Below are 1291 nucleotides of genomic sequence, written 5' to 3'. Positions count from 1 at the left end.
TGAGCTCGGTCGGTCGACCGACCAACCCGCCGGACAGCACCCTCCACCTCCCGCGCCCGCCCACCTTCTGCCCGGGTCGCGCCCACTGGTGTCCGCACGCCCACCTTTTTGCCCGGGTCGGGCCCGCCGGCGTCCGCTCGCCATTCGCGCACGGCGGTCACCCACGCTCGCCCGACGCCGCTGCCGGGCATCCGCCCGCGTCGCGCCCACTGGTGTCCGCACGCCCACCTTTTGCCCGGGTCGGGCCCGCCGGCGTCCGCTGGCCATTCGCGCACGGCGGTCACCCACGCTCGCCCGGCGCCGCTGCCGGGCATCCGCCGCGGCGTCGTTTTGTGCGAATTGCCCGCTCCACAGCGGCGGCGCCGGATGACCTTCCATGATCATGGGAAACATCCGGCTGCCAGGGCGACCAGATGTTTCCCATGATCATGGACCCATGCCGACGGGTTGATCACCCACTCTCATGATCGATGGAGAGTTCTGGTTGCCATGGCAGCCGAAAGTCGCCATCGATCATGGAGCCGGCCGGCCGCAGGATCCGTGGTCTCGAAGCGGGGCGCGGGGGAACTGAGGGAATTCGCCGGAAATGCCGCAGTCGCCAGATGCTGCACAGCAATCAGTGATCAACTGGTCGCTCTGCGGTCAGCATCGGGCGGGCGCCGGTGCTAGGTTGACCGCAGCGCGCTTCCCCGTCCTCGCGCAACGTAGCGGCCTCGCGAAAGAAAGAAAGGGATGCCATGACCGAGGGCCGGCATCAGCGGCGTCATGACGACGGCCACACGGAAGACGGGATCTACGTCCCGCCCCCGCGTGAGGTGCCACGCCCCCGATCCGAGCGGACCGGACCACCCGGGCCATCGGCTCACGCCGTCACCCCCTCCCCCTGGGCCCCGACGGCGCCGAGCAGCCCGGCGGCACCGGCGCAGCAGCCTCCGCCGACCCTGGCGGAGCCGCACGAGGCACACCCGATCGAGGCACCGGTGTACTACGCACGCGCGTCCGACTGGACGGCCCGCCCCTCCCCCTGGGAAGCGCCGGACCAGGACGACGACGTCGCGTTCAAAGAGGACGAGGAGTTCGCGATCGCGCCGGCGGAGGTCATGCCCCCTCCTCCGCCGGCGCAGATTCCGCTGCCCCGGCCCGCCCCGCCGCCGAAGGAGCGCCCGTCCGCGACGGCCTGGTGGATCGCGATCGGCGTGATCATCGTCGCCCTCGCGGTGGCCGCCGGCGTGCTGGTCGGCCTCCGGCTGGCCGCGCAGCACGCGGCGACCGGCGCCAGCGGCGCCACCAG

The 1291-nt window shown here is 72.3% G+C and carries 1 pseudogene; it reads left to right on the top strand.

Annotated elements, in window-relative coordinates:
• Positions 1–980: 980 nt before the first annotated feature.
• Positions 981–1291 (top strand): annotated as a pseudogene (locus ABZS66_RS61760) (hypothetical protein); the annotation flags it as partial.

Source organism: Dactylosporangium sp. NPDC005572 (assembly GCF_040605515.1).
Taxonomy (GTDB): Bacteria; Actinomycetota; Actinomycetes; order Mycobacteriales; family Micromonosporaceae; genus Dactylosporangium.
The sequence above is the reverse complement of the archived record's forward strand: the minus strand, read 5'-3'. Positions and strand labels throughout refer to the sequence as shown.